Annotated in this window: 25 protein-coding genes; 11 read left to right on the top strand and 14 right to left on the bottom strand. The window is 69.9% G+C overall.

Annotated features, from left to right (window positions below):
- Position 1: 1 nt before the first annotated feature.
- A complete protein-coding gene (locus ACIP79_RS15500; RefSeq protein ID WP_401223329.1) occupies positions 2 to 994 on the bottom strand; it encodes an aldose epimerase family protein in 993 nt (330 codons plus the stop codon).
- A gap of 42 nt (positions 995 to 1,036) precedes the next feature.
- Positions 1,037 to 1,939 (bottom strand): SGNH/GDSL hydrolase family protein, encoded by a 903-nt coding sequence (locus ACIP79_RS15495; RefSeq protein WP_401223327.1) that lies wholly within the window; start codon positions 1,937 to 1,939, stop codon positions 1,037 to 1,039.
- A 220-nt stretch (positions 1,940 to 2,159) separates the two neighbouring features.
- Between ACIP79_RS15495 and ACIP79_RS15490 the strand changes: the two genes are divergently transcribed.
- Positions 2,160 to 2,654, top strand: coding sequence for a DUF3145 domain-containing protein (locus tag ACIP79_RS15490; RefSeq protein ID WP_387188323.1), 495 nt, complete (start codon positions 2,160 to 2,162; stop codon positions 2,652 to 2,654).
- Positions 2,655 to 2,732: 78 nt separating this feature from the next.
- Here ACIP79_RS15490 and ACIP79_RS15485 read toward each other — a convergent pair whose 3' ends face one another.
- From ACIP79_RS15485 to ACIP79_RS15465, 5 genes are all read right to left on the bottom strand, one after another.
- Positions 2,733 to 4,004, bottom strand: coding sequence for a beta-ketoacyl-[acyl-carrier-protein] synthase family protein (locus tag ACIP79_RS15485; RefSeq protein WP_401223326.1), 1,272 nt, complete (start codon positions 4,002 to 4,004; stop codon positions 2,733 to 2,735).
- 81 nt (positions 4,005 to 4,085) lie between these two features.
- Positions 4,086 to 4,334, bottom strand: coding sequence for an acyl carrier protein (locus ACIP79_RS15480; protein WP_365438688.1), 249 nt, complete (start codon positions 4,332 to 4,334; stop codon positions 4,086 to 4,088).
- A gap of 70 nt (positions 4,335 to 4,404) precedes the next feature.
- Positions 4,405 to 5,436, bottom strand: coding sequence for a ketoacyl-ACP synthase III (locus ACIP79_RS15475; RefSeq protein WP_401223324.1), 1,032 nt, complete (start codon positions 5,434 to 5,436; stop codon positions 4,405 to 4,407).
- 16 nt (positions 5,437 to 5,452) lie between these two features.
- The gene (locus tag ACIP79_RS15470; protein WP_401223448.1) at positions 5,453 to 6,367 is read right to left on the bottom strand and encodes an ACP S-malonyltransferase; all 915 of its coding nucleotides are present in this window, start codon (positions 6,365 to 6,367) and stop codon (positions 5,453 to 5,455) included.
- 89 nt (positions 6,368 to 6,456) lie between these two features.
- Positions 6,457 to 7,662 (bottom strand): PucR family transcriptional regulator, encoded by a 1,206-nt coding sequence (locus tag ACIP79_RS15465; protein ID WP_401223322.1) that lies wholly within the window; start codon positions 7,660 to 7,662, stop codon positions 6,457 to 6,459.
- Positions 7,663 to 7,757: 95 nt separating this feature from the next.
- Between ACIP79_RS15465 and ACIP79_RS15460 the strand changes: the two genes are divergently transcribed.
- On the top strand, positions 7,758 to 8,420 hold the full coding sequence (locus tag ACIP79_RS15460) for a pirin family protein (RefSeq protein ID WP_401223446.1): 663 nt from the start codon (positions 7,758 to 7,760) through the stop codon (positions 8,418 to 8,420).
- 133 nt (positions 8,421 to 8,553) lie between these two features.
- Here the strand turns inward: ACIP79_RS15460 and ACIP79_RS15455 are convergent, their stop codons facing one another.
- Both ACIP79_RS15455 and ACIP79_RS15450 read right to left on the bottom strand, forming a co-directional pair.
- Positions 8,554 to 9,372: a serine hydrolase domain-containing protein gene (locus ACIP79_RS15455; protein ID WP_401223320.1), complete on the bottom strand. Its 819-nt coding sequence runs from the start codon at positions 9,370 to 9,372 to the stop codon at positions 8,554 to 8,556.
- Between the two features lie 19 nt (positions 9,373 to 9,391).
- A complete protein-coding gene (locus tag ACIP79_RS15450) occupies positions 9,392 to 9,865 on the bottom strand; it encodes a GNAT family N-acetyltransferase (RefSeq protein ID WP_401223319.1) in 474 nt (157 codons plus the stop codon).
- Positions 9,866 to 9,960: 95 nt separating this feature from the next.
- On the opposite strand from ACIP79_RS15450, the gene ACIP79_RS15445 reads away from it, so the two are divergent.
- Positions 9,961 to 10,443: a MerR family transcriptional regulator gene (locus ACIP79_RS15445; RefSeq protein ID WP_401223318.1), complete on the top strand. Its 483-nt coding sequence runs from the start codon at positions 9,961 to 9,963 to the stop codon at positions 10,441 to 10,443.
- On the top strand, positions 10,443 to 11,459 hold the full coding sequence (locus tag ACIP79_RS15440) for an aldo/keto reductase (protein ID WP_401223316.1): 1,017 nt from the start codon (positions 10,443 to 10,445) through the stop codon (positions 11,457 to 11,459). The genes ACIP79_RS15445 and ACIP79_RS15440 overlap by 1 nt, the downstream gene beginning before the upstream one ends.
- A 237-nt stretch (positions 11,460 to 11,696) precedes the next feature.
- Here ACIP79_RS15440 and ACIP79_RS15435 read toward each other — a convergent pair whose 3' ends face one another.
- The 3 genes from ACIP79_RS15435 to ACIP79_RS15425 form a co-directional block, all read right to left on the bottom strand.
- Entirely contained in the window at positions 11,697 to 12,563 is an 867-nt protein-coding gene (locus ACIP79_RS15435; RefSeq protein WP_401223315.1) for a DUF4429 domain-containing protein, read from the bottom strand.
- A 76-nt stretch (positions 12,564 to 12,639) separates the two neighbouring features.
- On the bottom strand, positions 12,640 to 13,848 hold the full coding sequence (locus ACIP79_RS15430) for an alpha/beta hydrolase (RefSeq protein WP_401223314.1): 1,209 nt from the start codon (positions 13,846 to 13,848) through the stop codon (positions 12,640 to 12,642).
- A gap of 215 nt (positions 13,849 to 14,063) precedes the next feature.
- On the bottom strand, positions 14,064 to 14,723 hold the full coding sequence (locus tag ACIP79_RS15425; protein ID WP_401223312.1) for a TetR family transcriptional regulator: 660 nt from the start codon (positions 14,721 to 14,723) through the stop codon (positions 14,064 to 14,066).
- 170 nt (positions 14,724 to 14,893) lie between these two features.
- Between ACIP79_RS15425 and ACIP79_RS15420 the strand changes: the two genes are divergently transcribed.
- Complete coding sequence (locus ACIP79_RS15420) at positions 14,894 to 16,516, top strand: MFS transporter (protein WP_401223311.1); 1,623 nt, start codon at positions 14,894 to 14,896, stop codon at positions 16,514 to 16,516.
- 235 nt (positions 16,517 to 16,751) lie between these two features.
- Positions 16,752 to 17,057 carry a small hydrophobic protein gene (locus ACIP79_RS15415; RefSeq protein ID WP_401223310.1) on the top strand — a complete coding sequence of 102 codons (306 nt, stop codon included), beginning with the start codon at positions 16,752 to 16,754 and terminating at the stop codon, positions 17,055 to 17,057.
- A gap of 53 nt (positions 17,058 to 17,110) precedes the next feature.
- On the opposite strand, the gene ACIP79_RS15410 is transcribed toward ACIP79_RS15415, so the two are convergent.
- Positions 17,111 to 17,908, bottom strand: coding sequence for a potassium channel family protein (locus ACIP79_RS15410; protein WP_401223308.1), 798 nt, complete (start codon positions 17,906 to 17,908; stop codon positions 17,111 to 17,113).
- 79 nt (positions 17,909 to 17,987) lie between these two features.
- Positions 17,988 to 20,720 carry a pyruvate dehydrogenase (acetyl-transferring), homodimeric type gene (gene aceE, locus ACIP79_RS15405; protein WP_401223306.1) on the bottom strand — a complete coding sequence of 911 codons (2,733 nt, stop codon included), beginning with the start codon at positions 20,718 to 20,720 and terminating at the stop codon, positions 17,988 to 17,990.
- A 459-nt stretch (positions 20,721 to 21,179) separates the two neighbouring features.
- On the opposite strand from aceE, the gene ACIP79_RS15400 reads away from it, so the two are divergent.
- From ACIP79_RS15400 to ACIP79_RS15380, 5 genes are all read left to right on the top strand, one after another.
- A complete protein-coding gene (locus tag ACIP79_RS15400; protein ID WP_383679461.1) occupies positions 21,180 to 21,620 on the top strand; it encodes a DUF3052 domain-containing protein in 441 nt (146 codons plus the stop codon).
- Between the two features lie 214 nt (positions 21,621 to 21,834).
- A complete protein-coding gene (locus ACIP79_RS15395; RefSeq protein WP_401223445.1) occupies positions 21,835 to 22,293 on the top strand; it encodes a peroxiredoxin in 459 nt (152 codons plus the stop codon).
- Between the two features lie 112 nt (positions 22,294 to 22,405).
- Positions 22,406 to 22,981 (top strand): TerD family protein, encoded by a 576-nt coding sequence (locus ACIP79_RS15390; RefSeq protein WP_055617911.1) that lies wholly within the window; start codon positions 22,406 to 22,408, stop codon positions 22,979 to 22,981.
- 103 nt (positions 22,982 to 23,084) lie between these two features.
- Positions 23,085 to 23,660: a TerD family protein gene (locus ACIP79_RS15385; RefSeq protein ID WP_401223303.1), complete on the top strand. Its 576-nt coding sequence runs from the start codon at positions 23,085 to 23,087 to the stop codon at positions 23,658 to 23,660.
- A gap of 75 nt (positions 23,661 to 23,735) precedes the next feature.
- A complete protein-coding gene (locus tag ACIP79_RS15380) occupies positions 23,736 to 24,881 on the top strand; it encodes a DUF475 domain-containing protein (RefSeq protein ID WP_383679466.1) in 1,146 nt (381 codons plus the stop codon).
- Positions 24,882 to 24,929: the final 48 nt, after the last annotated feature.

Raw genomic sequence — 24,929 nt, 5'->3', positions numbered from 1 at the left:
CCTAGGCGCGGACCGCGAACCGCCAGACGGTCTCCGACCGGTACACCCCGCCGGGCCGCAGCTCGGTGCTCGGGAACTCCGGCCGGTTCGGGGAGTCGGGGAAGTGCTGCGTCTCCAGCGCGATGCCGTCGCCGGGCGCGTAGGGCACCGAACCGTCGAGGTGGTCGGCGGTGTAGAGCTGGAGGCCGGGCTCGGTGGTCGCCACGGTCAGTACGCGCCCGGACGCCGGGTCGTACAGCTCGGCCACCTCCACCGCCGTCCCGGTCAGCCCCTTGTCGAGCACGAAGTTGTGGTCGTACCCGGTGCCCGTCTTCCGCGCCGCACGGAAGTCGAAGCGGGTGCCGGCCACGTCCAGGAACTCACCGGTCGGGATGAGGTCCTCGTCCACCGGCGTCAACCGCGAGGCGGCGAGCCGGAGTTCGTGTCCGCCCGCGCTCCCCGAACCGCTCAGGTTCCAGTACGTGTGGTTCGTCAGGTTCACCACCGTCGGCGCGTCCGTGACCGCCTCGTACGCGATCCGCAGCGCGGGGACCGTCCCGACCACGTCCAGCGTGTAGGTCGCCGAGACCTCCAGGCTCCCGGGGAAACCCTCCTCGCCGTGCGGAGAGGTCCGCGACAGCCGGACACCGTGCTCGACCGGCTGTGCGTCCCACACGCGCTTGTCGAAGCCGCGCTCGCCGCCGTGCAGGGAGTTGGTGCCGTTGTTCTGCGCCAGGTGGTACGTCGGGCCGTCGAGCGGGAAGCGCCCGCCCGCGATCCTGTTCGCGTACCGCCCCACCAGCGCCCCGAAGTACGGCTCGGGGTGCGCGAGATAACCCGCCAGGTCGGGGAAGCCCAGCACCACGTCGGTGGTCCGCCCCTCCCGGTCCGGGACCTCGACCGACTGCACGATCCCGCCGTACGTCAGGACCCGCACCCGTGCACCGGCCCGCTCCAGCGTCCAGCGGTGGACGGGGGTGCCGTCGGCAAGCGTGCCGAAGAGTTCGTCGTACATGATCCAGAGCCTAGGCCACCGGACCGCCTCCCGATCGAACTCCTACGCCACCGGCTTCCTCGCCGTCACCACGCGATAGGCCGTCTCCGCGAGCCAGGCCTGCCCCGACTTGCTCGGATGGAACCAGTCCCAGTGGCTCAACTCGTCCGTCCCGAAGCGGTAGTCGAAGACCGCGCCGCCGTCGAAACGGCAGTACCTGTCCTTGGCGCAGACCTCCGCGAGCACGGTGTTGTACGCCTCCACCCGGTCCTGCACCGTGTCGCGCCGCAGCGTCGCCGCCGCGTCCAGGGAGTCCGCGTCACCCAGCATCGAGGGGCAGATGCCCAGCTTCCAGACCTGCTTGCCGAGCGGGTTGGTGCGGCCCTCGGACCACAGCCGCTTCAGGTCCGGCACGCTCGCCACGTACACCTGGGCCTTGGGCAGCGACTCGCGCAGCGTGTCCAACGCGTCCTCGAAGTCGGTCCGGAACTCCGCGACGGACGTCATCGCCGAGACGGACGAGCGGCAGGCGTCGTTGGCGCCGGCCATCACCGCCACCAGGTCGGGCTCACGCGTGACGGCCTGCGCCATCTGCCCGGGCAGGTCCGCCATCCGCGCCCCGGTCACCGCGTAGTTCCAGCTGTGCTCCGCCGCCCCGGCCGCCCCCAGCAGCCGTACGGCGAGACTCCGCACCCCCGCGTCGCTGCCGGTCGCCCAGGACGCCTCGGGGCAGTCGGACAGCACCGTGCACGCGTCGAAGCCACGGGTGATCGAGTCGCCGACCGCGGCCACCGACCCGGGGCTGCGGTCCCAGGCCGGTGTGGGCCGCGGGGACGGCCTGCCCGCGGCCGTGCTGCCGTTCGGCGCGGGGGAGTCGCCACCGGTGGCGTCGCACCCGGCGACACCTAGCAGGGCCGCCGCCGCGACAGCGAGGACGGCCCGCGAACGATGGCTACGGTTCCGCATCCCCAGGTCCCCTCGTTCGTTGTGCAGGGTCGGTCCATACCCCGGCGAACATGGTCGGTCAACACCGCGTCCCCTTGGGTGAAACCTCAATGATTCTGCGCGCTGGGACCGACGGTACGTCACACTCCCCGCGCCGCCGCACGGTAGCCTCGCCACGTGGCCAACCCGCCACTGCCGTCCCGCTAAGTTACAAGATGTCTCGCTCTGTCCGGAGGCCCCAGTGACGACACGTGGAGTTCTCTACGTGCACTCCGCGCCCCGCGCGCTGTGCCCGCACGTCGAGTGGGCGGTCGCGGGGGTGCTCGGCACGCGCGTCAACCTCGACTGGATCCGGCAGCCCGCCTCGCCGGGCACCTGGAGATCCGAGTTCTCCTGGAAGGGCGAGGTCGGCACCGCCTCCAAGCTCGCCTCCGCGCTGCGCGGCTGGCAGATGCTGCGCTTCGAAGTCACCTCCGAGCCGTGCCCCACAGCCGAGGGCGAGCGCTACAGCTGCACCCCCGACCTCGGCATCTACCACGCCGTCACCGGAATCCACGGCGACATCCTGATCCCCGAGGACCGGCTGCGCGCCGCCCTGCTGCGCTCCCAGCGCGGGGAGACCGACCTGGAGGCCGAGCTCGCCAGGCTCCTCGGCAAGCCGTGGGACGACGAGTTGGAGCCCTTCAGGTACGCGGGCGAGGGCGCCCCGGTCCGCTGGCTCCACCAGGTCGTCTGAGCCCGCCCCGACCGCACGCGCAAGGGCCCCCACCGAATCGGTGGGGGCCCTTCACGTACGTGAGCGGAACGGCCGGAACTAGACCGTGCGGAACGCCAGCACCACGTTGTGGCCGCCGAACCCGAACGAGTCGTTCAGCGCGGCGATCCGGCCCTCGACGGGCAGCTTCCGCGCCTCGCCCCGCACGATGTCGGCGTTGGCCGCCGCCTCGGGGTCGAGGTTCTCGACGTTGATGGTCGGCGGCGCCACCCGGTGGTACAGGGCGAGCACCGAGGCGACCGACTCCACGCCGCCCGCGCCACCGAGGAGGTGACCCGTCATCGACTTGGTGCCGGAGACCGCCATGTGGTCGGTGTCGTCGCCGAAGACCTTGCGCAGCGCCTTCAGTTCCGCCACGTCACCGGCCGGCGTCGAGGTGGCGTGCGCGTTCACGTGCACGATCTCGGCCGGGTCCAGGTCGGTGTTGTCCAGCAGGTTCTGCAGCGCGTGCGCGATGCCGCGGCCCTCGGGCTCCGGCTGCACGATGTCGTGCCCGTCGGAGGAGATGCCCTGGCCGACCGCCTCCGCGTACACGCGGGCACCGCGCTTGGCGGCGTGCTCGGCCGACTCCAGGACCAGGACGCCGGCGCCCTCGCCGAGGACGAAGCCGTCGCGCCCCACGTCGTAGGGGCGCGAGGCACCCTGCGGGTCGTCGTTGTTCTTGGACATCGCCATCATGTTGCCGAACGCGGCGATGGGCAGCGGGTGGATGGCCGCCTCCGTGCCACCGGCGACGACGACGTCGGCACGCCCGGTACGGATCATCTCGATCGCGTAGCCGATGGCCTCGGCGCCCGACGCGCAGGCGGAGACCGGGGTGTGCACGCCGGCGCGGGCGCCCACGGCGAGTCCCACGTTGGCGGAGGGGCCGTTGGGCATCAGCATCGGCACGGTGTGCGGGGAGACGCGGCGTACGCCCTTCTCCTTCAGCACGTCGTACTGGTCGAGGAGAGTGGTCACGCCGCCGATGCCGGAGGCGATGACCGCGCCCAGCCGGTCGGGGTCGACGTTCGCGTCGTCGCCCGCCTTGTCGGTGAAACCGGCGTCGGCCCACGCCTCCTTGGCCGCGATCAGCGCGAACTGCGCCGAGCGGTCCAGACGGCGGGCCTGCGGGCGCGGAATGACCTCGCCCGGCTCCACGGCGATCTGCGCCGCGATACGGACCGCCTGCTCGGCGGCCCACTCCTGGTCGAGGGCGCGGACGCCGGAACGTCCGGCGACCAGGCCCTCCCAGGTAGAGGCTGCGTCGCCACCCAGCGGTGTGGTTGCGCCGATACCGGTGACGACCACGGTGCGATTGGTCGGGCTCACGGGAATTCTTTCTCCAACGGATACGAGGATTCAGCGGCGCCACCGCCGGGTGGCGGGGCAGTCAGTCCAGGGACCGGGAGATCAGCCCTGGTTCTTGAGGATGTAGTTGGTCGCGTCGCCGACCGTCTTGAGGTTCTTGACGTCGTCGTCCGGGATCTTCACGTCGAAGCGCTCTTCGGCGGCGACGACGACCTCGACCATGGACAGCGAGTCGACGTCCAGGTCATCCGTGAAGGACTTGTCCAGCTGGACGTCCTCGGTGGGGATCCCGGCGATCTCGTTCACGATCTCGGCGAGACCTTCGACGATCTCTTCCTGAGTGGCGGCCATGTCGGCGCTCCTTCGGTATGTATCCAGAGGGTGTGGCATTACTCCGGCCGGAGATATCCGGCCGGTGTGCCTAGGGGAGGGTAACGACCGTGGCGGCGTAGACGAGACCCGCCCCGAAGCCGATGACGAGCGCGGTGTCGCCGCTCTTCGCCTCGCCGGTCGCCAGAAGCCGCTCCATCGCGAGCGGAATCGAGGCGGCCGACGTGTTGCCGGTGGTGCGTACGTCGCGGGCGACCGTGACGTGCTCCGGCAGTTTCAGTGTCTTCACCATCGAGTCGATGATCCGCTCGTTGGCCTGGTGGGGAATGAAGACGTCCAGGTCGGCCGAGGTGATCCCGGCCGCGTCCAGCGCCTGCTGAGCGACCTTCGCCATCTCGAACACGGCCCAGCGGAACACCGCCTGGCCCTCCTGCGTGATGGCGGGGAACTTGATCTCGCCCTTGGAGTCGAGCGGGAGCTGCGAGACGTCGCCGATGTGGAAACGGTCCCACGGGACGGTCTGCTTGATCGTGCCGGCCTTGTCGCCCTCGCTGCCCCAGACCGTCGGGCCGATGTGCGGCTCCTGGGAGGGGCCCACCACGACCGCGCCCGCGCCGTCACCGAACAGGAAGGCCGTCGCGCGGTCCTCCAGGTCGGTCAGGTCGGACAGCCGCTCCACGCCGATGACGAGGACGTACTCCGCCGAACCCTCGACGACCATGCCCTTGGCGAGGGTCAGGCCGTAGCCGAAGCCCGCGCAGCCGGCCGAGATGTCGAAGGCCGCGGCCTTGTCCGTGCCGAGCTTGTCGGCGATCTCGGTGGCGATGGCCGGGGTCTGGCTGAAGTGCGAGACGGTGGAGACGACCACGGCGCCGATCTGGCCGGCGTTGATCCCGGCGTCCGCGATGGCCTTGCCGGACGCCTCGATGGACATCGCGGCGACGGTCTCCTCGTCGTTCGCCCAGTGCCGGGTCTCGATGCCGGAGCGCGAGCGGATCCACTCGTCGGAGGAGTCGATCGTCTCAAGGATCACCTCGTTCGGCACGACCCGGACGGGGCGGTAGCCGCCCACGCCGAGGATCCGCGCGTACGGGGCGCCCTTGCTCGGCTTGATCTTCGACATGCTCTCGGGCTCCTTGTCAGGCACTGTGCTCGGCGACGAGCTCGCGAGCCGCGTCGAGGTCGTCGGGGGTCTTCAGCGCCAGCGTCCGCACACCCGGCAGGGCGCGCTTGGCCAGACCGGTCAGGGTTCCGCCGGGGCACACCTCAAGCAGCGCGGTCACGCCGAGCTCCTTGAACGTCTCCATGCACAGGTCCCAGCGGACCGGGTTGGCGACCTGGCCGACCAGCCGCGCGACGACCTCGCCGCCGGTGGTGACCGCCTTGCCGTCCGCGTTCGAGACGTACACGAACCGCGGGTCCGCGGGAGTCAGCTCCGCGGCGGCCTCGGCCAGCGCGTCGACGGCGGGCGCCATGTGCTGCGTGTGGAACGCGCCGGCGACCTTCAGCGCGATGACCTTGCGTACGCCCTCGGGCTTGTTCTCCGCGAGGTCGGCGAGCTGCTCCAGGGTGCCGGCCGCCACGACCTGGCCCGCGCCGTTCACGTTCGCGGCGGTCAGACCGAGCTTCTCCAGGTGCGGGGTCGTCGTCGCGGGGTCCCCGCCGAGCAGGGCGGACATCCCGGTCCGCGTGACGGCGGCGGCCTCGGCCATCGCCAGACCCCGCTTGCGTACGAGCCGCAGCGCCGCCGTGTCCTCCAGGACTCCCGCGAACGCGGCGGCGGTGATCTCACCGACGCTGTGGCCCGCCACGGCGCCCGGGGTCACCTCGCCCAGCGCGGCGGCGGACAGCAGTCCGGCCGCGACGAGCAGCGGCTGCGCCACGGCCGTGTCGCGAATCGCGTCCGCGTCGGCCTGCGTGCCGTAGTGGGCGAGGTCGAGGCCGATGGCGTCGGACCAGCCGGCGAGGCGGTCGGCCGCGCCGGGGAGGTCGAGCCAAGGAGTGAGGAAGCCGGGCGTCTGGGCGCCCTGGCCGGGAGCGACGAGTACGAGCACACTCACACTCTCTCTTGTGGACGGCCACGACCGCCCGTGGGGACAGGGACGAAGAACACGAAGGGGAATTGTAGGGCTCCGACAAAAGCCTAGGCCTGAGGATCTCCGTCGGCCAAACGTCCCAGAATCAGCGCGATGCGCAGCGTGAACGCGGAGCGTACATCGGAAGGCGACCAACCGGTGACGTCAGTCACACGTCGGAGCCGGTAGCGCACGGTGTTGGGATGGACGAAGAGCATCCGGGCGGCTCCCTCCAGACTGCTCGCCTGCTCCAGATAGACGGCGAGCGTCTCCAGGAGTGCGGAGCCGGCCTCTTCGAGCGGTCTGTAGATCTCCTCCACCAACTGGTCCCGGGCGGCGGGGTCACCGGCGATGGCGCGCTCCGGCAGCAGATCGTCCGCGAGCACCGGGCGCGGCGCGTCCTGCCAGGCGAAACAGGCCTTGAGTCCGGCGGCGGCGGCCTGCGCGGAGCGGGTCGCGGCGAGCAGGTCGGGCACGACGGGCCCGGCGACCACGGGCCCGGCGGCGTAGGGGCCGATCAGCGACTTGGCGACGGCGAGCGGATTGTCGCTGCCGCCCGCGATGACGACCAGCCGGTCCCCGAGCACCCCGGTCAGCACCTGGAGCTTGGCGTGCCGGGCGGCCCGCCGGATCGCCTCGACCGTCAGTTCGCTGTCACCGTCGGGCGCCGTGCCCAGCACCACGCAGACATGTTCGGGCGAGTTCCAGCCGAGCGCCGAGGCCCGGCTGACGGCGCCCTCGTCGGCCTCGCCGGACAGCACGGCGTTCACGACGAGCGATTCGAGACGGGCGTCCCAGGCGCCGCGCGCCTCGGCCGCCTGCGCGTACACCTGGGCGGTCGCGAAGGCGATCTCGCGGGCGTAGACGAGGAGCGCCTCGCGGAGCACGGACTCGTCGCCCGGCGCCGCGACCTCGTCGATCGCGCTCTCCATCACCTCGATCGTGGTGCGCACCATCTCGACGGTCTGGCGCAGGGTGATCGCCCTGGTCAGCTCGCGCGGCGCGGTCCCGAAGACATCGGTGGAGATGGCCTGCGGAGCGTCCGGGCGCCGGAACCACTCGGTGAAGGCGGCGATACCGGCCTGGGCGACGAGACCGATCCAGGAACGGTTCTCCGGGGGCATGGCCCGGTACCACGGCAGCGTCTCGTCCATCCGCGCGATGGCCTGGGCGGCGAGGTTCCCGGACGACTTCTCCAGTCGCTTCAGGGTCGCCGCGTGCGCGCGGGCGTCGAGCGCAGGACGAGCGGTGTTGCTGGTTTCGGGTTCGGGCACGGGACAAGACTGCCTTATCCGGACGGAGGTGTGCGGCGGCGGGTCGCGCCCAGGCGCCGGGCGTGCGCGGCGTACGGGGCTACGGTGGGCCTGTGATGGATGTCCGCCGCGCCGACGAGCGCTACAGCGGAGGGGACCCGGAGGCCGGGATCTCCTCGCTCCACGCCTTCTCCTTCGGCCCGCACTACGACCCGGACAACCTCCGCTTCGGCGCCGTGATCGCCTGCAACGAGGAGCGGCTCGCCCCCGGCGCGGGCTTCGACGAGCACCCGCACAGCCACACCGAGATCGTCACGTGGGTGGTCGAGGGCGAGCTCACCCACCGCGACTCCGGCGGCCACGAGTCGGTGATCCGCCCCGGTGACGTGCAGCGGCTCAGCGCCGGGGGCGGCGTCAGGCACGTGGAACGCAACGACGGCACCGAGCCGCTGACCTTCGTCCAGATGTGGCTGGCCCCGCTGGAGCCCGGCGGCGACCCCGCCTACGAGATCGTCCACGGCATCGCGGACTCCACGCCGTACGCCGTCCCCGAGGCGGGCGCCATGCTCCACGTACGCCGCCTGATGGCGGGGGAGCGGACCGCCGTTCCGGACGCCGCGTTCGTCTACGTCCACGTCGTACGAGGCGAAGTACTCCTGGAGGACGAGGAACTGGTCCCCGGCGACGCGGCCCGCATCACGGACGCCAAGGACGTGGAGGCGGTGGCGGGCTCACCGGCGGAGTTGCTGGTCTGGGAGATGGCGGCGATCAGCTCTTAGCCCGTCCGGTCTCAGCCCGTCCGGCGTTTGAGGACGAGCGCGAAGCGCGAAAGGGGGGTCTGGGGGCGCAGCCCCCAGAAACGGGACGGGAAGGGGCGGAGGGGGCGAAAAACCCCTCAGCTCAGCCCAGAACTCAGCCCAGCTCGGCGAGGACCGCGTCGGTGAACACCGGCCACGCCTCGACGGCCCAGGGCCCGAACGCCCGGTCGGCGAGCGCCACGCAGGCCACCCCCGCGACGGGGTCGACCCACAGGAACGTACCCGACTGCCCGAAGTGCCCGAAGGTCCCGGACGAGGACGAACTCCCCGTCCAGTGCGGCGACTTGGAGTCGCGGATCTCGAAACCGAGCCCCCAGTCGTTGGGTTTCTGGTGCCCGTACCCCGGCAGGACACCCTTCGTACCGGGGAACTGGACGGTCATCGCCTCCGCGACCGTCCGAGGGTCCAGGAGCCGCGGCGCCTGGACCTCGGCCGCGAAACGGACCAGGTCGTCCACCGTCGAGACCCCGTCCTTGGCGGGCGACCCGTCGAGCGTGGTCGAGCCCATCCCCAGCGGATCGAGCACCGCCTGCCGCAGATACTCCGCGAACGGAATGTCCGTCGCCTTGGCGACGTGCTCGCCGAGCACCTCGAACCCGGCGTTGGAGTACAGCCGCCGCTCCCCGGGCGCGGACGTCACCCGGTGCTCGTCGAAGGCGAGCCCGGAGGTGTGCGCGAGGAGATGGCGCACGGTCGAGCCGGCGGGCCCGGCGGGTTCGTCGAGCTCGATCGCCCCCTCCTCGTACGCGACGAGGGCGGCGTACGCGGCGAGCGGCTTGGACACCGAGGCGAGCGCGAAGGCACGGTCGCCGGGCCCATGGCTGCCGAGCACCGCGCCGTCCGCGCGGACGACGGCCGCCGCGGCGGTGGGAACGGGCCAGTTGTCGATCAGCGCCAGGCTCTCCAGAGACATGCGTAGGAGCCTAAGCGGCTCAGAGGCGCAGCCGCATCGAGGGGTCCGGCTTGCGCACGAAGCCGAGCGAGGCGTACAGCGGTTCGGCCTCGGCGGAGGCGCTGAGGTCCACCGCCGTGACGCCCCGCTCACGGAACCAGCCGAGGAGCGTCTCCATGGCCGCACGGGCGTAGCCGCGGCGCCGCGCGTCCGGATCGGTGGCGACGCTGAAGACGTATCCGATCGCGCCGTGCGGATTGTCCGCGCGCCCGATCCGGTAGTCGACCGTCCCGGCGACGAGTGCCGCCAGGGCGCCCGGCCGGTCCGGGTGGTCGACGACGAAGGCCACGAAGTCCCCGTCGGTCTCGGCCAGCCTGCGGCGTACGGTGGGAAGCGACTCGGCGTGCCAGGCACTGGACGACGGCTCGGTGGCGAAGACCGAGTCGATCATCACCTGGCGCAGGCGTAGTACTTCCTCGGCGTCCTCGGGCAGGGCCCGGCGTACAGGAGTCATGATCCACAACGTAGACACGGCGACCGGGCGACGTCACGGGATTTTCATGGGTTCCGCTTGCTTGGAGTGCACTCCAGGGTTTTAGCGTGGTGGTCATGACGGTGATGGAGACCACGGCCGAGGCCGCCGAGACCGGTACCAGTCCCGATGTCTGTGCCGCGCCGCCCGAGCAGCGGCTGCGGCGCCCCGACGGGCAGGACAGCTACACGATCAGCGAGGTCGTCGCCTACACCGGCCTGACGGCGCACACCCTGCGCTGGTACGAGCGGATCGGGCTGATGCCGCACATCGACCGCTCGCACACCGGACAGCGCCGCTACAGCAACCGCGACCTGGACTGGCTGGGCCTGGTCGGCAAGCTGCGGCTGACCGGTATGCCGGTCGCCGACATGGTGCGCTACGCGGAGCTGGTGCGCGAGGGCGACGACACCTACCTCGAGCGCTACGAACTCCTGGAAGCGACCCGCAGGGACGTGCGGTCCCGGATCGCCGAACTCCAGGACACCCTCGCGGTGCTCGACCGCAAGATCACTTTCTACGCGGACGCCGGGCGGGCCCTGGCGTCGGAGAGGTCCTGATGACGGACAGCGAGATCGCGAAGCTGGAGCTCGGTACCGGCGGCCCCGAGGTCGGGGCGCAGGGCCTGGGCTGCATGGGCATGAGCTTCGCGTACGGCCCGGCGGACGCCGACGAGGCGCGGGCCGCCCTGGAGCGGGCACTGGAACTCGGTGTCACGCTCTACGACACGGCGGACGCGTACGGACATCGGGCGAACGAGGAGTTCCTGTCCCCGTTCTTCAAGGCGCACCGCGACGAGGTCGTCATCGCGACGAAGTTCGCCCTGTCCATTCCGCCGGACGAGCCGACCAGGCGGATCATCCGCAACGACGCGCCCTACATCCGGCAGGCCGTCGAGGCGAGCCTGCGTCGGCTGGACGTCGACGTGATCGACCTCTACTACATGCACCGGCGTGACGTGAACGTCCCCATCGAGGAGACCGTCGGCGTCATGGCCGACCTGGTGCGCGAGGGCAAGGTCAAGCGGCTCGGGCTGAGCGAGGTCACCGGCGACGAGCTGCGTGCGGCGCAGGGCGTGCACCCGATCACTGCCGTCCAGTCGGAGTGGTCGCTGTTCAGCCGGGACATCGAGGCGGGGGTGGTGCCGGTGGCGGCTGAGCTGGGGGTGGCGCTCGTGCCGTACTCCCCGCTCGGGCGGGGGTTCCTCACCGGGTCCTTCGCGAATGCCGCGACCGATCTGGGGGAGGGGGACTTCCGGCGTCACCAGCCCCGTTTCAACGGGGACAACGCCGCTGTCAACGCTGCGTTGCTGGAGCCGGTGCGGGTTGTCTCCGACGCGCACGGGGTGTCTCTCGGGCAGGTCGCGCTTGCCTGGGTGCAGCAGCGGGGGGCTGTGCACGGGCTTGCCGTCGTGCCGATTCCCGGCACCACCAAGGCGAAGCGCGTCGAGGAGAACACCGCCGCGACCCGTCTCGTCCTCACCCCGGACGAACTCGCCCTCCTTGAGCCCATCGCCGCCCAGGTCGCCGGCGACCGCTACGCCGACATGACTTTCACGTCAGCAGGCCGAGAGTAGTTTCCTCGCCCCCTCCGCCCCTACCCGTCCCGTACCTGGGGGCTGCCGCCCCCAGACCCCCGCATCGCGCTGACGCGCTCGTCCTCAAACGCCGGACGGGCTGAAACTCTCTAGCGCCGCCCGGGGTAAAAGTTTCAGCCCCTCCGGCGTTTGAGGAGCGGGGGTTCGGGGGCGGAGCCCCCGAGGGACGGGAATGGGTAGGGGCGGAGGGGGCGAAAACATCCTGCGTGGCCCCCGTCACAGCTCCGCCAACAGCTCCGCCTTCTTCGTGGAGAACTCCTCGTCCGTGACGAGGCCCGCGTCGCGGAGTTCCCCGAGGTGCCGGATCCGCTCGGCGATATCCGCGGGATCACGCCGAACCGCGTGAGCCGCAAGCGCAGCCACCGGCACAGGCGCCCCGCCAGAACCCCGCACCGCGGCCAGCACAGCCGCAGCGAACGGCAACGACTCATGCACCGGCCCGTACCCGAGCCCGAACACCACAGCCGCCGGATCCTGATCGGCCTGCGCCGGCTGCGCGACCGCCGGATCACGCCGCAGCAGCCGCAGGTGCCCCTCGAAGATCTCGGGAGAGCGCCACTCGACGCCGGTCAACTGGGCGACGGGGAAGGTCTGGTCCCCCGACTTCCACTTCGCGGAGGAGGCCCCCGTCCAGAACCACCGGAAGGACACCGACCGTCCGTCGAAGGACGCCTTCCCGTCGTACGCCTTGAAGTGCAACGGCGCCTCGGGAGGCGCGACGAGAAACCGCTCGGCGGGTTCGTCGTCCGCCGAGAGCCGGTCGCGCAGCTCGTCCGCGTAGTACTCGGCGAGCGTCTCCCGCTCGGCCGGCAGCACCAGCCGGTACGGATCGCACCCTTCCTTGAGCTGCCCCGCCGCCGCCTCGACGAGCGGATCGGCGCCGGGTCTCGGGACCGCGCGCAGCACGACCGTGCCGCGCTTCCCGGGCGTGAGTGTCACCGCCGCGATCGCGTCGAGCGGGATACGTCGTTCGCCGAGCGCCTGGAACAGCTTCGGCGTGCGGATTCCCCGTTCGAAGCGGATGAGCACGGAGTCGGACTCGAACTCCCAGGCGGCATGAAATCCGGCCAGTACGTCACCCATGCGGGCCATCGTATGCGGCACACAGGCTCGCGTCGCCACCCTGGGCGGACCGCGGTTCCTCTCGTTTCTACGCGCGTCAGGCCGACGACCCGCCGGACAAACCCGTCCGGCACGCGTCATCCGGCCGCGCGCAGTCCACCGAGCCGTATGAGCCGATGCCGATTTCCGCGAAGTTGTGGAGGCTGTCGGTGCCCGGCTCGAAGTAACCGGTGTGGCCCTTGGCGTCCCGCGCGGACAGCACCCGCGCCCCGAACGCCGCCGACACCGGGTCGGCGCCGTGCCCGAGTCCGCCGACCTCCAGATGCGGTACGTCCTGGATCCAGTCGTCGGAGTCCCGCATCGCCCAGACCTGGGCCGTGGTGCGCAGTCCCTCGGCGGTGTCGGCCCGCATGCCGGGGCTTCCCGAGACCGCTATGTCGGAGACCCGCGGGGGCAGTTTCCGGGCGGCGACCCCGCACAGCACGGAGCCGTAGCTGTGGCAGTACAGGACGACCGACGAGTCGCCGGGCAGCGCCCGTACCAGCGCGTTCAGCCGGACCGCGCCGTCCTCGGCGCGCATCGCGGTGGCCGACTCGATGCCGAGTCCGCTGGGCGCGGTGTAGTCGGCCCAGGCGATCACGGCGGTGTCGGTGGCGGGGCTCGCCGAGTGCTCCGCCGTGTAGAGGGCCTGTGCCATGCCGACGGGCGCCGAGTACTTCTTCGACGTGCGCTGGAAGGTGAGCAGGTCGGTGTCGACGCCGGGTACGACGACCGAGACGCGCTCGGCGGTGTCGAGGTCGCCGAAGACCTCGGCGATCCGGCCTCCGCCCCTCGGATCGAAGGCGAGGATCTCGCGGCCCTTTTCGAGCAGGTCCTCGTAGCGGTGCATACGGCGGCCGGCCTCGTGCTGTCCGAGTTCGGAGAGCCGGTTGTCGTGCATGCGTCCGCGCTCGACCCTGCGCTGCTTCTCCAGGGCCAGGCGGTTCGCCGTGTAGCGCAGCTCCACCGGGGCCCCGTTCATGTTGCCGACCGCGAGCGGGTAGCGGTGGGCGAGCCGGTCGCGCTGGCCGGCGTCGAGCGAGGCGAAGAAGCGGGCCAGGACGCCCGGCGCGGAGTCGGCGTCCGGGAGCGGGTGTCCGGCGAGGGTGCCGCGCTCCCAGGCGGAGCGCGAGGAGGCGAGGGCCGAGGACCCCCGATGACTGTGGATCGCGGTCCAGCCACTGGTGGCCAGCATCACGAAGACCACGGCCAGCGCGGCGAGTGCGCGCCAGACGTTCAGTTGGGGGGATGCGTCGAAGGAAGTCACTGGGAGGACACACTAGGAGAACAAGTGTGTCTCGCGTTAACGGAGTGAGGCGGATCACGTTTCTGGTGGGGTAATCAGGGCAAAGCGGGTTCAGTTTGAGTTAAATGCTCACGCTGGGTGAGTGAACTCCGGCTTTATGTGGGTTACATGTGACTCTGTGTGTGTGGTGAGGGGTGTCGCGAGCGGCGGCCGGGCCCCTCGGTGTACGGCTGCCGTTAGTCCGTACGCCATGTTTCGGCCAACGCGGGTCCCACGTGGCCGAGATAGCGGGCGGTCAGTTCACGGATCGCCTCGACGCTGACGTCCTCGCCCCGGCCCCACAGCCGGCCCGTCACGCGCATCACCCCGCCGAACACGGCGACCGCGACGCGCGGGCGCGGATCGGCGTCCACGTCGAGGCCCTCGCGCTCGGCGATCAGCCGCGCGATCTCCTCCTCCAGCTCCGCGGAACGGCGCAGGTGGACGGCGAGCAGGGAGGGCGTCGACTCGATCAACTGGAAGGTGCGCATGTGCAGTTCGATCGGGATGACGGCCTCGATCGCCTCGCCGATGGTGTCCCAGCTCTCCAGGACCGAGCGCCGCAGCACCTCCAACGGGGCCTCATGCGGCGGGCGTTGGCGCACCGCGGCGAGGAAGTGCGACTCCGCGATGCGCTGGGTGAGAAGGGCGACGTCCTCCTTGCCCGCGAAGTACCGGAAGAAGGTGCGCTGCGAGACCTCGACGGCGTCGGCGATCTCGTCCACGGTCGTCCGCTCGTACCCCTGGGCGATGAAGAGTTCGAGGGCCGTCCGCAGCAGCGCGTCCTGAGTGCGCTGCTTCTTGAGCTCGCGCAGCCCCGGCCGTGCCGGCGACCCGGTGCGGTCCGCGGTGTCCATGGTCCCTCTTCTCCGGCTTGCCCCGACCCTGCTTCTCCGGCCTGTCCCCGACCCGGACTCTGCGCATTCTGAACCGTATGCCCTGTTCAGGGTATCCGTGAGTGGCGTGACAGTTACCGACTTGTGAATCGGTTTGTCAACTGTCAGTGGCTGTCACTAGCCTCGAACGCATGACTAGTCAGACCACCGTCGACGCGACGGGCCCGGCCGACAAGGCCCCGGCACCCGTCTCCGGGCCGACGCCGACCACGGGGCTGCGCGGCCATCCGTGGTTCACCCTGTTCACCGTCGCCGTGGGCGTCATGATGGTCGCCCTCGACGGCACCATCGTGGCCATCGCCAACCCGGCCATTCAGAAGGACCTCGGCGCGAGCTTCGCCGACGTCCAGTGGATCACCAACGGCTACTTCCTCGCGCTCGCGGTCACCCTGATCACCGCGGGCAAGCTCGGCGACCGCTTCGGTCACCGGCAGACCTTCCTCATCGGCGTGATCGGCTTCGCCGCGGCCTCCGGAGCCATCGGGTTCTCCAGCAGCATCGCCCTGGTGGTCACCTTCCGCGTCCTGCAAGGCCTGTTCGGGGCGCTGCTGATGCCGGCCGCGCTCGGCCTGCTGCGCGCCACCTTCCCGGCCGAGAAGCTGAACATGGCGATCGGCATCTGGGGCATGGTCATCGGCGCCTCCACCGCGGGCGGCCCGATCCTCGGCGGTCTGCTGGTCCAGCACGTCAGCTGGCAGTCGGTGTTCTTCATCAACGTGCCGGTCGGCGTCCTCGCGCTCGTCCTCGGCATCCTGATCCTCACCGACCACCGCGCGGAGAACGCGCCCCGCTCCTTCGACCTCCTCGGCATAGCCCTGCTCTCCGCGGCCATGTTCTGTCTGGTCTGGGCGCTCATCAAGGCCCCGGCCTGGGGCTGGGGCGACGTCCTGACGTGGACGTTCCTCGGTGTCTCGGTGCTCGGCTTCGTGCTCTTCGCCCTCTGGGAGCAGCGGGTCAAGGAGCCGCTGATCCCGCTGGCGCTGTTCCGCTCGGTGCCGCTGTCCGCGGGTGTGGTCCTGATGGTCCTGATGGCCATCGCCTTCCTCGGCGGCCTGTTCTTCGTCACCTTCTACCTGCAGAACGTGCACGGTATGAGCCCGGTCGACGCGGGCCTGCATCTCCTCCCGCTGACCGGGATGATGATCGTCGGCTCCCCGCTGGCCGGATACCTGATCACCAAGACCGGCCCGCGCATCCCGCTCGCCGGCGGCATGGCCCTCACCGCGATCTCCATGTACGGCATGTCGACGCTGGACACGGGCACCGGCAGCGCCGTCATGTCGCTCTGGTTCGCCGGTCTCGGCCTCGGTCTCGCGCCGGTCATGGTCGGCGCCACCGAGGTCATCGTGGGCAACGCGCCGATGGAGCTCTCCGGTGTCGCCGGCGGTCTCCAGCAGGCCGCGATGCAGATCGGCGGCAGCCTCGGCACGGCGGTACTGGGCGCCGTGATGGCCTCCAAGGTCGACGGCGACCTCGCGGGCAACTGGGCCGACGCCAAGCTCCCCCCGCTCACCCCGGAGCAGGCGGACGCGGCCTCCGAGGCGGTCCAGGTCGGCGCCGCGCCGGTCGCGCCCGGCACCCCCGCCGACATCGCCGCACGGATCACGGACGTCGCCCACGACACCTTCATATCCGGCATGAGCCTGGCCTGTCTGGTCGCGGCCGCGGTCGCGGTCGTCGCGGTCTTCGTCGCGATGCTCACCAAGCGGGGCGTCAACGCGGACGCCGTCGGGGCCGGGGCGGGCCACATCTGACCCTGTTCCAGGGGCTGTTTCCCCTATCAGGGTGAGAACGCTAAAGCCCCCTGGCATCCGGCACGCGCCGCAGGTCACAGTGGGTCAAGTCCTCCGTACGACCTGGAGGACGACCGGAACCGCGGCGCGCTGCCGGAGGGGGGCAGCGCGCCGTCAGGTCTCAAGCCGGGATACGGGGGTACCCGCACATCGATCCGAACCGACCGAGTTCTCCCGGGAGTTCAGGAGTTGATGGATGATGGCGGGCTTTGGACAGAGCACGCGCAGGCACCCCCGGTCACGTAACCGTACGAGGTCACGGACCGGGCCGGATCGCGCGACTCTGGGGATCATCGGGCTTGTCTGCGCGATCGCCGGCTTCTTCGTACTGGGGATCGTCCTCGGTCCGGTGGCGATCGTCTGCGGCTGGCTCGCGATGGGCCGCAGTTGGGCCGGAGCCCGTCCCGTCGCGGCTCTCGTCGCGGTCGTCCTGGGCGCGATCGACACGCTCCTGGCCCTCGTGTGGCTCGTCGGCGCGGGGCCGGGCACCGGACTGTTCTGACCGCGGTCCACAGCCACGGCCGTACCCGCTCGCGGGGCGCACACGGCCGTTGACTACAGCGAGTGCTCCTCCGCCGCACCCGGTCCCGGGTGCGGCACCGCTGTGAGCGCCGCGTCCTCGGGCGCCGGGCCCCGCGACAGCGCGGCCACCTCCGCCCGCAGGGCGCGTACCTCGTCCGTGAGCGCGACGATCGCGGCGGTCTGGCGGCGTTCCTCGACGTCGTCCATCTCGAAGCGGGAGATGAACCAGGCGGCGATGTTGGCCGTCACGACACCCAGCAGCGCGATGCCGGAGAGCATCAGCCCCACCGCGAGCACGCGGCCCAGGCCGGTGGTCGGGGCGTGGTCCCCGTACCCCACCGTCGTCATCGTCGTGAACGACCACCACACCGCGTCGCCCAGCGTCCTGATGTTCCCCTCCGGCGAGTCCCGTTCGACGGAGAGGACCGCGAGCGAGCCGAACATCAGCAGGCCCACCACCGCGCCCGCGACATAGGTCGTGAGCCGTATCTGCGAGGCGATCCGGGCCCGTTGCCCGACCAGCAGCAGGGTGGCGACGAGCCGCAGCAGCCGCATCGGCTGGACCAGCGGGAGCACCACCGCGATCAGGTCCAGCCAGTGCGTACGGACGAACTCCCGGCGCCGCTCGGCCAGCAGGAGGCGCGCGCCGTAGTCCACCGCGAACACGCCCCACACCAGCCACTCCACCGCCGAGCACGCCCATGTCACGCGCCGGCCCGCCGCGGGCCACACGATCGGCACGGCGTACGCGACGGCGAACGCCAGCGCGAACCCCAGCAGCGGCCGCTGCGTACGCCGCTCCCACCGGACCTGTGCCGACTGCTCCTTCATCCCCGCATCGTAGAGAGAAGAGGAAAGCCGAAGGGGCGGCGGGGCCCATGGCCCCACCGCCCCTCAAGTGACGTACGGACTACGCGTCGCCGCCCGCCGACCCCGGGTCGGCGGCCTGCACGTCGAGCAGTTGGTAGCGGTCGATCGCCTGCTTCAGCACCGACCGGTCGACCTTGCCCTCGCGTGCCAGCTCGGTCAGCACCGCGACCACGATCGACTGCGCGTCGATGTGGAAGAAGCGCCGGGCCGCGCCGCGGGTGTCCGCGAAGCCGAAGCCGTCCGCGCCCAGGGACTGGTAGGTCCCGGGCACCCAGCGGGAGATCTGGTCGGGAACGGAACGCATCCAGTCCGAGACGGCCACGAACGGCCCCTGGGCCCCCGACAGTTTCTGCGTCACGTACGGGACGCGCTGCTCCTCCTCGGGGTGCAGCAGGTTGTGCCGCTCCACCTCGACGGCCTCGCGCCGCAGCTCGTTCCAGGAGGTCGCCGACCAGACGTCCGCCTTCACGTTCCAGTCGGCGGCGAGGATCCGCTGCGCCTCGACCGCCCACGGCACCGCGACACCCGAGGCCATGATCTGCGCCGGGATGGTCCCCTGGTCGCCGGATTTCAGGCGGTAGATGCCCTTGAGGATGCCGTCCACGTCAACGCTCTCCGGTTCGGCCGGATGCTGGATCGGCTCGTTGTAGACGGTCAGGTAGTAGAAGACGTCCTCGCTGTCGGGGCCGTACATCCTGCGCAGGCCGTCCTTGACGATGTGCGCGATCTCGTACCCGTACGCCGGGTCGTAGGCGACGCAGCCCGGGTTCGTCGAGGCGAGCAGCTGCGAGTGGCCGTCCGCGTGCTGGAGCCCCTCACCGGTCAGGGTCGTACGACCGGCGGTCGCGCCCAGTACGAAACCGCGCGCCAACTGGTCGGCCATCTGCCAGAACTGGTCGCCGGTGCGCTGGAAACCGAACATCGAGTAGAAGACGTAGACGGGGATCAGCGGCTCGCCGTGCGTGGCGTAGGCCGAACCCGCGGCGATCAGCGAGGCCGTACAGCCCGCCTCGGAGATGCCGTCGTGCAGCATCTGGCCCGTCGGCGACTCCTTGTACGCCAGCAGCAGCTCGCGGTCCACGGACTCGTACTGCTGGCCGAGCGGGTTGTAGATCTTCGCGCTCGGGAAGAACGAGTCCATGCCGAAGGTGCGGTACTCGTCGGGCGCGATCAGCACGAACCGCTTGCCGATCTCCTTGTCCCGCATGAGGTCCTTGAGCAGCCGTACGAACGCCATGGTCGTGGCGATCGACTGCTGACCCGAACCCTTCTTCACGCTCGCGTACGTCTTGTCCTCGGGGAGCGCGAGGGGCTTGGACCGCACGACGCGGGTCGGGACGTACCCGCCCAGGCCCTTGCGGCGGTCGTGCATGTACTGGATCTCCTCCGAGTCCCGGCCCGGGTGGTAGTACGGCGGTGCGCCGCCCTCCAGCTGCTGGTCGGTGATCGGGATGTGCAGCCGGTCGCGGAAGCCCTTGAGGTCCGCGGTCGTCAGCTTCTTCATCTGGTGCGTCGCGTTGCGGCCCTCGAAGTTCGGCCCCAGCGTCCAGCCCTTGACGGTCTGCGCCAGCACCACGGTCGGCTGGCCCTTGTGCGCCTTGGCCGCCGCGAAGGCCGCGTACACCTTCTTGTGGTCGTGACCGCCGCGCCCCAGGTGCAGGATCTGGTCGTCGGTCATGCCCTCGACCATCGCGCGCAGCCGGTGGTCGTGCCCGAAGAAGTGGTCGCGGATGTACGCGCCCGTCTCGGTGGCGTACGTCTGGAACTGGCCGTCGGGCGTGGTGTTCAGCTGGTTGACCAGCACACCGTCGCGGTCCTGGGCGAGCAGCGGGTCCCAGGTGCGGTCCCAGACCAGCTTGATGACGTTCCAGCCGGCGCCGCGGAACTGCGACTCCAGCTCCTGGATGATCTTGCCGTTGCCGCGCACCGGGCCGTCGAGGCGCTGGAGGTTGCAGTTGACGACGAAGGTCAGGTTGTCCAGGCCCTCGCGGGCCGCGATGGAGAGCTGGCCCAGCGACTCCGGCTCGTCCATCTCGCCGTCGCCCAGGAACGCCCACACGTGCGACTTGGAGGTGTCGGCGATGGAGCGCGCCTCCATGTAGCGGTTCATCCGCGCCTGGAAGATCGCGCCGAGCGGGCCCAGGCCCATGGAGACGGTCGGGAACTCCCAGAAGTCCGGCATCAGCCGCGGGTGCGGGTACGAGGACAGCCCGTACGGCGCCTTCGACTTCTCCTGGCGGAACGCGTCGAGCTGCTGCTCGCTCAGCCGGTCCAGGAGGAACGCGCGGGCGTAGATGCCCGGCGAGGCGTGCCCCTGGAAGAAGATCTGGTCGCCGCCGTCGCCCTCGTCCTTGCCGCGGAAGAAGTGGTTGAAGCCCACGTCGTACAGCGAGGCGGAGGAGGCGAAGGTGGCGATGTGACCGCCGACCCCGATGCCGGGGCGCTGGGCGCGGGACACCATCACCGCGGCGTTCCAGCGGGTCGCGTTCAGGATCCTGCGCTCGATCTCCTCGTTGCCGGGGAAGAACGGCTCGTCCTTGGTGGCGATCGTGTTGACGTAGTCCGTGCTGCGCATCTCGGGCACGGCCACGCGCTTCTCGCGGGCCCTCTCGATCAGCCGCAGCATCAGGTAGCGGGCGCGCTCACGGCCGCGTTCGTCGACGGCCGCGTCGAGGGAGTCGAGCCACTCCTGAGTCTCCTCAGGGTCGAAGTCCGGGACCTGGCTGGGAAGGCCGCCAATGATGATCGGGTTGCGATCGGATCCGGAAGCCACGCTGTTCCTTCGCTGTCAGAGGGGGCTGCACTTCGCTGTGTTCACACCGTTCCCCATCGTGTACCCGGCGAACGGAATCGTCACCTCTACCGATAGGTAACCGGGACGTTCTCGCAGTACGTTGGGACGTGCCCGGCCAAAACGCAACGATACGCTCAGTCCGTGACGCGTTCCGCAAAGACGTTCGGGCCTCGCAAGCCCGGAGGGTGCCGAAATCCACAAACCGGACAGAATGGTGTGGTCTGTGTCACCAAGTACCGCGATTCCATGACAGGAGTTGCGTCGACACCGCCAGGATCGTCACCGTTTCGGCGGTCTCGACCGCCGGGTACTTGCGCGATCCGCCCCGTCCGTGTGGACTACGGCCAATGCTTCGCGTACGCGCGTGGCGACAAGACTCCCCTAGCTCCGACAAAGCCCGGGGAGACCCCGACCAGAAACATGATCAGGAGGCAACCCGTGAGCGCGACCGCGGACCACGCGGAGGAGAGGACGAATCCCGCCGCAAGGCTGGGGTTCCAGCCCGAGCAGGTGGTCCAGGAGATCGGCTACGACGACGACGTCGACCAGGAGCTCCGCGAGGCCATTGAGGAAGTCATCGGCAGCGAGCTCGTGGACGAGGAGTACGACGACGTCGCCGATGCCGTGGTGCTGTGGTTCCGCGATGACGACGGCGACCTGACCGACGTACTGGTGGACGCCACCACGTACATCGAAGAGGGCGGCGCCATCCTCCTGCTGACGCCGAAGACCGGCCGTGACGGCTACGTGGAGCCGAGCGACATCGCCGAAGCGGCGACGACCGCGGGTCTGTCTGCGACCAAGAGTGCCAGCGTGGGCAAGGACTGGAGCGGTAGCCGGCTGGCCACCCCCAAGGGGGCCAAGTCCGGCAAGCGGTGACGCTCCGCCCGTCGGGCCGGGAGACCGGCTGCCGGGGCTCCCGTCCCCGGCCCCCCGGACATCCGGCCTGACCGCCTCGCCCTCGAACGCCGGACCCGCTGAGAAGTTCAGCCGGTCCGGCGTTCTGACATGTCGGCCTCTCCGCCGCCGGGGGTGCGCGCTGCGTAGGGTGGACTCACCCGAACAGCCCCCTGGAAGGGAAGCGCGCGTGACCATGTCGATCGAGGCCGGCACCAAGGCCCCGGACTTCGAGCTCAAGGACAACCACGGCGCCACGGTGCGGCTGTCCGACTTCCGTGGCGAGAAGAACGTGGTGCTGCTCTTCTACCCGTTCGCCTTCACCGGGGTGTGCACCGGCGAGCTGTGCGCCCTCCGTGACAACCTGCCGCGGTTCACCGACCGGGACACCCAGCTGCTGGCCGTCTCGAACGACTCCATCCACACCCTGCGCGTCTTCGGCGAGCAGGAGGGCCTCGACTACCCCCTGCTGTCCGACTTCTGGCCGCACGGCAACACTTCGCGCGCCTACGGCGTCTTCGACGAGGACAAGGGCTGTGCGGTGCGCGGCACGTTCGTCATCGACAAGGAGGGTGTCGTCCGCTGGACCGTCGTCAACGCCCTTCCGGACGCGCGCGACCTCGACGAGTACGTCAAGGCGATCGACACCCTGTGATTCTTCGGTCCCAAGCCCTGCAGGGTGCGGGAACCCCTCACTAGGATCGACTCGTTGATCCGATACCGAACGCAGTAGGGGCATCCCGCCCCTGGACACCAATGGAGGACTCGTGGGAGTCAGCCTCAGCAAGGGCGGCAACGTATCGCTGTCGAAGGAGGCCCCGGGACTGACCGCGGTCATCATCGGTCTGGGGTGGGACATCCGCACCACCACCGGCACCGACTTCGACCTCGACGCCAGCGCCATCCTGACGAACGCGGAGGGCAAGGTCAGCAGTGACGCCAACTTCGTGTTCTTCAACAACCTGAAGAGCCCGGACGGCTCGGTCGAGCACACCGGTGACAACACCACCGGTGAGGGCGAGGGCGACGACGAGCAGATCAAGGTCAACCTCGCCGGCGTCCCCGCCGACATCGAGAAGATCGTCTTCCCGGTCTCGATCTACGACGCCGAGAACCGCCAGCAGTCCTTCGGCCAGGTCCGCAACGCGTTCATCCGCGTCGTGAACCAGGCCGGCGAGGCGGAGATCGCCCGGTACGACCTCTCGGAGGACGCCTCGACGGAGACCGCCATGGTCTTCGGCGAGCTCTACCGGCACGGTGCGGAGTGGAAGTTCCGCGCCATCGGCCAGGGCTACGCCTCGGGCCTGCGCGGCATCGCGCAGGACTTCGGCGTCAACGTCTGAGCAACAAGGCCCTTCGGCTCACATCCGTCCGGCGCCGCACATCCCACGTGCGGCGCCGGACGCGCTCGGCAACCAACGTTTGACCTCGGGGAGGAAAAGGATCATGGGCGTCACGCTCGCCAAGGGGGGCAATGTCTCCCTCTCGAAGGCCGCACCCAACCTCACGCAGGTGTTGATCGGGCTCGGCTGGGACGCACGCTCCACCACCGGAGCCGACTTCGACCTGGACGCCAGCGCGCTGCTGTGCAACTCCGGCCGGGTGCTCGGCGACGAGTACTTCGTTTTCTACAACCAGCTCAAGAGCCCGGACGGCTCGGTGGAGCACACCGGCGACAACCTCACGGGTGAGGGCGACGGCGACGACGAGTCGATCCTGATCGACCTCTCCAAGGTTCCGGCCAATGTGGACAAGATCGTCTTTCCGGTCTCGATCCACGACGCCGACAACCGCGGACAGACCTTCGGCCAGGTCAGCAATGCCTTCATCCGCGTCGTCAACCAGGCCGACGGGCAGGAGCTCGCCCGCTACGACCTCTCCGAGGACGCCTCCACGGAAACGGCGATGATCTTCGGCGAGGTTTACCGCTACGGAGCGGAATGGAAGTTCCGCGCAGTGGGGCAGGGGTACGCGTCGGGGCTCCGGGGCATCGCTCTAGACTTCGGAGTCAACGTTTCGTAAAGCCGGGTACGGCGGGGGGAAACCCCCTCCGGACTTCGTCCGGGGGTAGCCCCCCAACACACGATGGGGTAACCAGTGGTCCTGAAAACCTTCGGCTGGTCGTTCGCGGTCACCGCGCTCGGCCTGGTCGCAGCGGTGCTGATCGACGGATGGACGGCGTTCGGGATCGTCCTGATCCTCTCCATCCTCGAGATCTCGCTGTCCTTCGACAACGCGGTGGTCAACGCCGGAATCCTGAAGAAGATGAGCCCGTTCTGGCAAAAGATCTTCCTCACCATCGGTGTTCTGATCGCCGTCTTCGGAATGCGGCTGGTCTTCCCCATCCTGATCGTGGCGATCAGCGCCTCGCTCGGCCCCATCGAGGCGGTCGACCTGGCGCTGAACGACGCGGACCGCTACCAGGAACTGGTGACCGACGCCCACCCGTCGATCGCGGCCTTCGGTGGCATGTTCCTGCTGATGATCTTCCTCGACTTCATTTTCGAGGACCGGGACATCAAGTGGCTCGGCTGGATCGAGCGCCCGCTCGCCAAGCTCGGCAAGGTCGACATGCTGTCGGTCTGCATCGCGCTGATCGTCCTGCTCGTCTCCGCGCTGTACTTCGCCCCTGAGGCCCATCTGCACGCCGGGCACGCCGACAAGGCGGAGACGGTCCTGCTCTCCGGCGTCGGCGGTCTCATCACGTACCTGGTGGTCGGCGGCCTCTCCAGCTTCTTCGAGAACCGCCTCGAAGAGTCGGAGGAGCGCGAACACGAGGCCGAGGAAGAGGCCAAGCGCAGCGGCAAGGAAGTCTCCGCCGTGGCCCTCGCAGGCAAGGCCGCGTTCTTCATGTTCCTCTACCTCGAGGTCCTCGACGCGTCCTTCTCCTTCGACGGCGTCATCGGCGCCTTCGCCATCACCAACGACATCATCCTGATGGCGCTCGGCCTCGGCATCGGCGCCATGTACGTCCGTTCGCTCACGGTCTACCTGGTCCGCCAGGGCACCCTCGACGACTACGTCTACCTGGAGCACGGCGCGCACTACGCGATCGGCGCCCTCGCGGCGATCCTGCTCATCACCATCCGGTTCGAGATCAACGAGGTCATCACCGGCCTCATCGGTGTCGTCCTGATCGCCTGGTCCTTCTGGTCCTCCGTGCGCCGCAACAACGCACTGGCGGCGGCCGAGGGGAAGGGCAAGGGCTCGGACGACAAGACCGAGGTCTCGTCCGGGGTCTGACCCCGGTCCGGGCTCCGGGGTGTGACCCGGGCCCCGGTGAGGAACGCT

Origin of the sequence: Streptomyces sp. NPDC088747 (assembly GCF_044751025.1) — a bacterium.
In the GTDB taxonomy this organism is placed as follows: domain Bacteria; phylum Actinomycetota; class Actinomycetes; order Streptomycetales; family Streptomycetaceae; genus Streptomyces.
Note: the sequence above shows the minus strand (reverse complement) of the source record. Positions and strands in the feature narration are given on the sequence as shown.

Excerpts from the sequence above, each read along its gene's own strand:
- ACIP79_RS15420 (WP_401223311.1), top strand. The coding sequence starts at position 14,894 with ATGACTAGTCAGACCACCGTCGACGCGACGGGCCCGGCCGACAAGGCC.
- ACIP79_RS15425 (WP_401223312.1), bottom strand. The coding sequence starts at position 14,723 with ATGGACACCGCGGACCGCACCGGGTCGCCGGCACGGCCGGGGCTGCGC.
- ACIP79_RS15455 (WP_401223320.1), bottom strand. The coding sequence starts at position 9,372 with ATGTCTCTGGAGAGCCTGGCGCTGATCGACAACTGGCCCGTTCCCACC.
- ACIP79_RS15445 (WP_401223318.1), top strand. The coding sequence starts at position 9,961 with ATGACGGTGATGGAGACCACGGCCGAGGCCGCCGAGACCGGTACCAGT.
- ACIP79_RS15415 (WP_401223310.1), top strand. The coding sequence starts at position 16,752 with ATGATGGCGGGCTTTGGACAGAGCACGCGCAGGCACCCCCGGTCACGT.
- ACIP79_RS15495 (WP_401223327.1), bottom strand. The coding sequence starts at position 1,939 with ATGCGGAACCGTAGCCATCGTTCGCGGGCCGTCCTCGCTGTCGCGGCG.
- ACIP79_RS15440 (WP_401223316.1), top strand. The coding sequence starts at position 10,443 with ATGACGGACAGCGAGATCGCGAAGCTGGAGCTCGGTACCGGCGGCCCC.
- ACIP79_RS15500 (WP_401223329.1), bottom strand. The coding sequence starts at position 994 with ATGTACGACGAACTCTTCGGCACGCTTGCCGACGGCACCCCCGTCCAC.
- ACIP79_RS15435 (WP_401223315.1), bottom strand. The coding sequence starts at position 12,563 with ATGGGTGACGTACTGGCCGGATTTCATGCCGCCTGGGAGTTCGAGTCC.
- ACIP79_RS15450 (WP_401223319.1), bottom strand. The coding sequence starts at position 9,865 with ATGACTCCTGTACGCCGGGCCCTGCCCGAGGACGCCGAGGAAGTACTA.
- ACIP79_RS15480 (WP_365438688.1), bottom strand. The coding sequence starts at position 4,334 with ATGGCCGCCACTCAGGAAGAGATCGTCGAAGGTCTCGCCGAGATCGTG.
- ACIP79_RS15395 (WP_401223445.1), top strand. The coding sequence starts at position 21,835 with ATGTCGATCGAGGCCGGCACCAAGGCCCCGGACTTCGAGCTCAAGGAC.
- ACIP79_RS15385 (WP_401223303.1), top strand. The coding sequence starts at position 23,085 with ATGGGCGTCACGCTCGCCAAGGGGGGCAATGTCTCCCTCTCGAAGGCC.
- ACIP79_RS15460 (WP_401223446.1), top strand. The coding sequence starts at position 7,758 with ATGGATGTCCGCCGCGCCGACGAGCGCTACAGCGGAGGGGACCCGGAG.
- ACIP79_RS15410 (WP_401223308.1), bottom strand. The coding sequence starts at position 17,908 with ATGAAGGAGCAGTCGGCACAGGTCCGGTGGGAGCGGCGTACGCAGCGG.
- ACIP79_RS15475 (WP_401223324.1), bottom strand. The coding sequence starts at position 5,436 with ATGTCGAAGATCAAGCCGAGCAAGGGCGCCCCGTACGCGCGGATCCTC.